Here is a 6,643-nt window from a genome sequence, read left to right as displayed (position 1 = left end):
GGGTGGGGTCGTCGGGGTCGGCCGACGCCGTCGGGGTCAGCCGGCGCTGTCGGTCAGGCCGGCGGCGAGCGTCGCGCCGACGAAGGCGCTGCTGTCCTCGGACCAGTGCCCGAGCAGGGCGCCGGTCGCGATCGAGAAGCAGGGGCTGAGGCCGGGGACGACCGGCGGATGGTCGGGGTGGAGCACCTCGTCCGGGAGGCACACCACGCGGTGGCCGTGGAGCGTCCGGCCGGTGCCAGTGTCGGGCAGACCCCCGCGCGCAGCGGTCGCGAGCAGAGCCGCCTGCGACAGGAAGCCGCGGAGGCCGGTGTCGTCCGAGCACTGCGCCGAGCCGGGGCAGCCCTCGATCCAGCGGATCCTGCCGTCGCCGGCGAGCTCCACCGCGCTCCGCTGGGTGCCCAGAGCGCTGTCGCCCTGGGCGACGACCTCGATCGTGAGGGCGAAGTCGCGGCCGACGCGCGTGGAGGTGATGTGCTCGACGTAGAGCGGCTCGGACTTGGTGCCGGAGACGGAGTAGGAGTCGGGCCAGGCGGCGACGAGCGGTGCGAGCGCGACCGGGGCGCCGTCGCTCCACTCCGGCTCCGCGGGGGAGGCGGGCGCGGTGCCCGCCACGGCGAGCACGCAGATCCCGGCGAGCAGGCCCGCGCCCAGCGGCGTCCGGCGCCTCACGACGGTCCGCCCTCGTCGGGAGCGGCGACGAGGGCGTCGAGCTCGGCGAGGAGGGAGCGCTTCAGGTCGTCCTCGGCGAAGGAGGCGTGGATCGAGTCGGCCGCGAAGCCGACCAGGCGGGCGTGGTCGAAGCCGAAGACGGCGGCGGTCACCGCCCAGTCCTGGTCGAGGGTGCTCGCGAGGGGCGCGGGGTCGTCGGTGTTGACGGTGACGCGCACCCCGGCCTCGACCAGGCGCGGCAGCGGGTGCGACTCCCAGTCGGGGTAGAGGCCGAGCGTCACGTTCGAGCGCGGGCAGAGATCGAGCGCGATGCCCTCGTCGACGAGGCGCTGCACGAGCACCGGATCCTCGATCGAGCGCACACCGTGGTCGATCCGCTCGGCGTGCAGCTGGTCGAGCGCGTCCCAGACCCCCTCCGGCCCGCTGGACTCTCCCGCGTGGACGGTCCGGCGGAGGCCGGCCGCCTCGGCTGCGCGGAACGCGGGCCGGAACTTCTCGCCGGTGAGCCCGGTGACCTTCTCGTCGCCGTCGATGCTCAGCGCGACGACTCGGGCGGGGCGCGCCCGCCGCAGTGCGTCGACGAGCGCCTCCGCCTCGAGCGCAGTCTGCGAGCGCAGGAGCGAGCACGCGATGCTCACCACGCAGAGCCCGTCCTGCTCCGCCTCGTCCAGGCCGGACGCGAGGGCCGCGAGCAGCTCGGTCTCGCGCCCCCGCCAGGCGTTCCAGTGCGTCGGGTTCACGATGACGTCGGAGTAGCGGATGCCGGACGCGGTCTGCCGGGCGGCGAAGGAGTAGGCGACGCGGGCGGCCTGCTCGGCGGTGCGCACCAGGCCGCACTGCCAGTCGAGGTAGCGGAGGAACCCGCTGAGCCCGGCGCCGCCGACTCCGCCCGCGGTTCCTCCTGTGGTGACCTCGGGGCGCTCGAACGAGCCGTGAGTGCCGATGTCGAACAGGGTGGCCGCAGGTCCCGGCAGCGGCACTCCGCTCTCCTTGGCCAGGGAGAGGATCTCGCCCAGGCCGAACGTGCCCTCGAGGTGCACGTGCACCTCCGCCTTCGGCAGCAGGCGGACGGCCTCCTCGTCGACCCGCTGCTCCCGGCCGGTCCCCGCGGGGACGGAGGCGGGGGGAGCGGTGAGGGAGGAGGGCATGCTGGCTCCGGTCGGCGAGGGGGCGGGTCGGTCCGCAGGGGACGTGGTGAGCACGTTACGGAACGCCGGCCAGTTGTGAACAAGTGTGTCCGGAGAAGTTCGAAGCCTGTAATGACGGCGTAACAATCCGCGACACGGCGGCTCGAGTAGGCTCCCCCTCGACGTCGGATCGACGACTTGTACACAGGCGGAGGACACGATGACCGAGCTCAGCACCGACGACCTCGCGTTCCTGCGCCGGAGCATCTCCGCCGCCGAGCGCTCCCGTGCCGAGGGCAGGCACCCCTTCGCCGCCCTGGTGGTCGACGCCGCCGGCCGCGTCGTCGCCGAGGCCGGCAACAACTCCCTCCCGCCGGAGGGCGATCCCACGCAGCACGCCGAGCTGCGCGCGGTCGCCGCCGCGTTCCGCGAGCTCGGGGCCGAGGGGATGCCGGGCAGCACCCTCTACACGAGCGCGGAGCCCTGCGCGATGTGCTCGGGCGCCGTCTACTGGACCGGCGTGGACCGCGTGGTCTACGCCCTCTCGGAGCACCGCCTCCTGGGGCTCACGGGCGACCACCCCGAGAACCCGACCTTCTCGCTCCCGTGCCGCGAGGTGTTCGCCCGCGGGCAGCGCTCCATCGTCGTCTCGGGTCCGCACCTCGAGGAGGAGGCCTCCAGCGCGCACCTCGGCTTCTGGGAGTAGCCCCGCCTGCGCCCTCGCGCTGAGGTGCCCGAGATGGTCGCCCGCTCCGGCGTGTCGCCGACCGTCTCGGGCACCTCAGCGCTGCGTCAGCGCGCTCACGAAGGCCTCCTCGTCGACGAGGTCACTGTTTCGAGACGAATCCTCGCCTCCGGAGACTTCTCAGCGAGGGCCGCGGCAGGGTGAGTCGCCGACCGGCCGCCGGCGGACCGAGCCGGGCAGGGCACGAGGGAGCAGGACGGGCGCACATGACGGACGAGGTCGAGGATCGAGAGCTGCTCCGACGGCTCGCCGGCAGCGGAGGGGAGGCCGCGATGCGGGCGCTGTACGACCGCCACGCGCCGGCGGTGTTCCGGCTGGTGGGCAGCCGGGTGACGGATGCCGCGGCCGTCGACGACGTGGTGCAGGAGGCGTTCGTCGTGCTCTGGAGGAAACGCGACCTGGTGAGGATCGCGGGCGACTCGCTTCTGCCGTGGCTGATGGTGACCGCACGGAACCTGACCATGAACGAGATCCGAGCAGGCTCTCGGAGGCCGCTCGCGAGCGGGGCGGACGTGCTCGACGGGCCCACTGTCGACGGGCCGGAGCGAGCGGCCGAGGTGGCCGCGCTGCTCCGATCGGTCGACGCCGTCGTGGCCACGCTCCCCGAGCTCGACCGGAGGGTCTACGCGGCATGCCTCGAGCGCGGGCTGGGCTACGACGAGGCCGCCGCCGAACTGGACGTGACCACCTCGGTGGTCCGCAACAGACTCTCCCGCCTCCGCCGGAGGATCCGGGACGACGACTACGTGAGAGGTGCCCTGTGAACACGGACGACTACCCCGGACGCGATCGCGCGCTGCTCGTCCGAGAGCGTGTGCTCGGGAGAGTGCGGGACGACCGCCGAGCGATCCGTCGTCGCCGCACCGTGGTCGCGGTGACCGGCACCCTCGCCGGGGGCGTGCTCCTCGCAGCGGCTGCCGCGGTGCTCACTCCCCCTGCTCTCACGCAGATCGGGGCGCGGTGCTATCCGACCGCCTCCCTCGAGGCAGGTGTCCGAGGCGCTGGAGGACCGGTGGACACCGGCCTGGTGGGGGAGGTGTCCGAGTCCCTCCTCGACCAGGACGGGCGGCCCCTGGAGGAGGGTGCACCCCTGTCGGCGGAGACCGCGGTCGGTCTCTGCGCCGGCGTCTGGGAGGACGGCGGCTTCGAGCTCGACCGCGCCGCGGCGAACGCGGCTGCGGAGCAGGGGGTGCGCAGGCCCGTTCCGCCGCTGGTGGCCTGCCGTCAGGGTGACGGCCTGGCGGTGGTGCTGCCCGGTGAGGCGAGCGACTCGGACGTGATGTGCGACTCCGTCGGGCTCGCCGCCGCCGAGTGAGCCGCTCGCGCCCTACAGCTGGCGGCCCGGGCGCTGCAGGCCCACGACGGTGACGGTGAGGGTCGCCGAGGTGCTCTGCGCGGCGGACGGCGCGGACTCCGACAGGCGCACGGTCAGGCGGAGGTGGTCGGTCGCTCCGACGGCCAGAGCTGGGGAGCCGGGCAGGTCGAGGCGGGAGGCGGCGGGGCGGTCGGCCGACACGGTGGTGACGGTGCCGGGGCAGGTCGCGGCATCGGCCGACCAGGACAGCGAGCAGCGCTCGATCGCGAGCTGCAGGCCGTCCGAGAGGTCGGTGCCGGTGGCCGTCTGCAGTTGGAGGGCCGACATCGGCAGGGTCCCGGCGTTCGTCAGGTCGAGGAGGCGCCGGGCCGTGCCACCGGGGACGAGGCCCGCGACGGGGACCGGCACGGTCGTCGCTCCGGTGCCGGTGAACGTCGCGATGACGGTGCCGGAGGCGACCCGCGCGCTCACGGAGCCCCGGTCCAGGAGCACGGCGGTGGCGGTGGCGGCGGCGCCGAGGACGAGCGCGCCGGCGACGAGTCCCGCCAGGCCGGCGCGGGAGACCACGCGGCGGCGGACCTCGGGGGAGTGGCGCGGGGCTCCGCGGTCGCGGGAGGACGGCCGGGCGCTGTGCCGCCCGTGCTCAGCGGGCGGACGCAGGGGCTCCGGGGGCGGCGTGCCGTCCGACGAGCGGTGCGCGCCGCTCATGGGGCGACCTCCGCGGGGCGGCGCCAGATGGCGATCAGGAGCGCGCCCACGATGACCGCGCCGCCCGCGGCGAAGAGCGCGAACCGCGCCTCCGGGTGGGCGAGGCCGATGCTCGGCCAGCCCAGCAGCGGCACCACCGAGCTCTCGCGCCAGATCCGCTCGTCCGCGATCGTCACGATCCACGGGTCGGCCGACTCGTTGTTGTCGCCCTTGGTGGTGAGCGCCAGCTGGCCGGGCTCGCGGCCGCGGAGGGCCGCAGCCTCCTCCTCGGAGTAGACGAGGGTGACGCGGTGGATGACGCGGCGGCCCGGATCGTCCGGGTCGGTGAAGACGATCACGTCGCCGGCGCGGATCGCGGCCTGGTCGACGGGCAGGGTGACGGCGAGGGAGCCGACGGGCATCCCGGGCGCCATCGAGTTCGACAGCACCGGCACGAGCCGCACGAGACCGAGCGCGGAGAGGACGAAGACGGCGATGCCGGCGACGGCCACGATCATGACCAGTCCGCCGAGGAGAGCGCGGAGGGCCTTCACGCCTGCTCCCTCCGGTGACGACGGCGCGCAGCCGCGGCGAGCAGGGCGCCCGAGCCGAGGGCGAGCATCCCGCCCAGGAGCGCGGCGCCCAGGTCGCGACCGGTGACGGCCAGCCCGCCGCCCGCCGCTCCGGGAAAGGAGCCGGGGCCGGGGGTGGGGGAGGGATCCTCCTCCGTCGTGCCCACGAGCACCCGCAGCGACGCCGCCGCGAGCTCGGTCCCGTTGCCGGCCGACTCCGGGAACAGGACGCGGACGCGCACGCCCACGGTGGCCCCGCGCTCGAGCGGACGGACACCGTCGAGCCGGCCGAGCGTCGCCGCGGGTCCGGATCCGAGCGGCATCGCGTCCTCCGGGCAGAGGTAGCGCTCGACCGTGCGCTCCCCGTCGACGACCTCGGCGACCGTGAACGCCGAGTCGCAGAGCTCGACGGACAGCTGGAGGCCGTCGCGCGGGTCCTGCGCCAGCGTCCCTCCGTCGACCGCGAAGGCCACGGAGACCCCCTGCGGCGACAGGCCGGTGCTGGTCACCTCGACCGCCCACTCGGCGCGGTCGCCCGGAGCGAGGTCCGTGAGGGATCCGGGCGCCGAGAGCTCGCGCACGTCGAGCACGCCGACGGGCTCGGCGCTCGCCGCGGGCGCGAGGAGCACCGCCGCGAGGACGGCGACGAGCGCACGGGCGTGGGGCATGGGGACGACTCCGGGAGGAAAGGGGGATGCCTCCGCCCCGCGCCGGTGGCGGCCGGGCAGGACGGAGGCGGTGGGGGACGGGCTACTTCTGGATGCCGGCGCGCTGGATCGCGGCGGCCGTGAAGGTGACCGTGGCGGAGGCGTTCTCGTACGCGTTGTCGGCCGCGGTCGGCAGGACGAGCTCGATCAGCGTGTTCAGCGTCACGTCACCGGCGTCCGAGGGGAAGGTCCCGGTCGTGGTGGGGGTGATGCCGAAGTTCGCCGGGGTGAAGTTCGCCGCGTTGGCGACTCCGCCGATGGTCGAGAGCTTGCCGGTGCCTGTGACGGTCTGCGTGCCCGCGCAGGTGTAGGGGCCGGCCTCCGCGGGAGCGGCGGCGGGGACCCAGGCGGTGGAGCAGGTCAGCAGGCGGTAGTCGAGTCCGTTCGCGCCGGTGACGAGGGACGCGCCGACGCGGCCCGGGTCGGTGGTGTCCGAGCCGACGACGTCGTTGGTGACGTCCTGGTAGAAGCGGACCGACGAGACGAGGTCGCCGTCGTTGGTCGCGTTCGGCAGCACGAGGCTGATCGGGCGCTGGACCGTGTCGCCGGGCGCGATGTTCGCGACGGTGAACGCTCCGGTCACCGAGATGTCGGTCTGGCCGGCGTCGACGTTGCCGACGGCGGTGCCGGAGTCGGTGAACACGGCGAAGGCGCCGGCGCCGGCGAGGGCTCCCGCGGCGAGGAGGACGCCGCCGGTGAGGGCGATCTTCTTCCAGGGGCTGCGACGGGTGGGTGCTGTGGTGGTCATGGCGACCGTTCCTTTCTGGTGGGTGGTGCCCGGTGCGGGCGTGGTCTCCCTCACGAGGACACGTGCAGGACGA

The 6,643-nt window shown here is 74.6% G+C and carries 9 protein-coding genes; 3 read left to right on the top strand and 6 right to left on the bottom strand.

Features of this window, described 5'->3' with window-relative positions:
• Positions 1-36 precede the first annotated feature (36 nt).
• A complete protein-coding gene (locus tag C5C10_RS14280; RefSeq protein WP_104329568.1) occupies positions 37-669 on the bottom strand; it encodes a hypothetical protein in 633 nt (210 codons plus the stop codon).
• Positions 666-1,817, bottom strand: coding sequence for an adenosine deaminase (add, locus tag C5C10_RS14275; protein ID WP_104329567.1), 1,152 nt, complete (start codon positions 1,815-1,817; stop codon positions 666-668). Before add ends, C5C10_RS14280 begins: the two co-directional genes overlap by 4 nt.
• Positions 1,818-2,016: 199 nt before the next feature.
• Here add and C5C10_RS14270 point away from each other — a divergent pair, with 199 nt between their 5' ends.
• From C5C10_RS14270 to C5C10_RS14260, 3 genes are all read left to right on the top strand, one after another.
• Positions 2,017-2,502 carry a nucleoside deaminase gene (locus C5C10_RS14270; RefSeq protein ID WP_104329566.1) on the top strand — a complete coding sequence of 162 codons (486 nt, stop codon included), beginning with the start codon at positions 2,017-2,019 and terminating at the stop codon, positions 2,500-2,502.
• Positions 2,503-2,747: 245 nt separating this feature from the next.
• Positions 2,748-3,305 (top strand): RNA polymerase sigma factor, encoded by a 558-nt coding sequence (locus C5C10_RS14265; RefSeq protein ID WP_104329565.1) that lies wholly within the window; start codon positions 2,748-2,750, stop codon positions 3,303-3,305.
• A gap of 110 nt (positions 3,306-3,415) precedes the next feature.
• A complete protein-coding gene (locus tag C5C10_RS14260; RefSeq protein WP_146082171.1) occupies positions 3,416-3,856 on the top strand; it encodes a hypothetical protein in 441 nt (146 codons plus the stop codon).
• Positions 3,857-3,868: 12 nt separating this feature from the next.
• Here the strand turns inward: C5C10_RS14260 and C5C10_RS14255 are convergent, their stop codons facing one another.
• From C5C10_RS14255 to C5C10_RS14240, 4 genes are all read right to left on the bottom strand, one after another.
• Entirely contained in the window at positions 3,869-4,564 is a 696-nt protein-coding gene (locus C5C10_RS14255; RefSeq protein WP_104329563.1) for a peptidase, read from the bottom strand.
• Complete coding sequence (locus tag C5C10_RS14250) at positions 4,561-5,097, bottom strand: signal peptidase I (protein ID WP_258060604.1); 537 nt, start codon at positions 5,095-5,097, stop codon at positions 4,561-4,563. Before C5C10_RS14250 ends, C5C10_RS14255 begins: the two co-directional genes overlap by 4 nt.
• Positions 5,094-5,783 (bottom strand): hypothetical protein, encoded by a 690-nt coding sequence (locus tag C5C10_RS14245; protein ID WP_104329562.1) that lies wholly within the window; start codon positions 5,781-5,783, stop codon positions 5,094-5,096. Before C5C10_RS14245 ends, C5C10_RS14250 begins: the two co-directional genes overlap by 4 nt.
• 82 nt (positions 5,784-5,865) lie before the next feature.
• Complete coding sequence (locus tag C5C10_RS14240; protein ID WP_104329561.1) at positions 5,866-6,570, bottom strand: TasA family protein; 705 nt, start codon at positions 6,568-6,570, stop codon at positions 5,866-5,868.
• Positions 6,571-6,643: the final 73 nt, after the last annotated feature.

It is taken from the genome of Rathayibacter sp. AY1A3, from assembly GCF_002930975.1.
Taxonomy (GTDB): domain Bacteria; phylum Actinomycetota; class Actinomycetes; order Actinomycetales; family Microbacteriaceae; genus Rathayibacter.
Note: the sequence above shows the minus strand (reverse complement) of the source record. Positions and strands in the feature narration are given on the sequence as shown.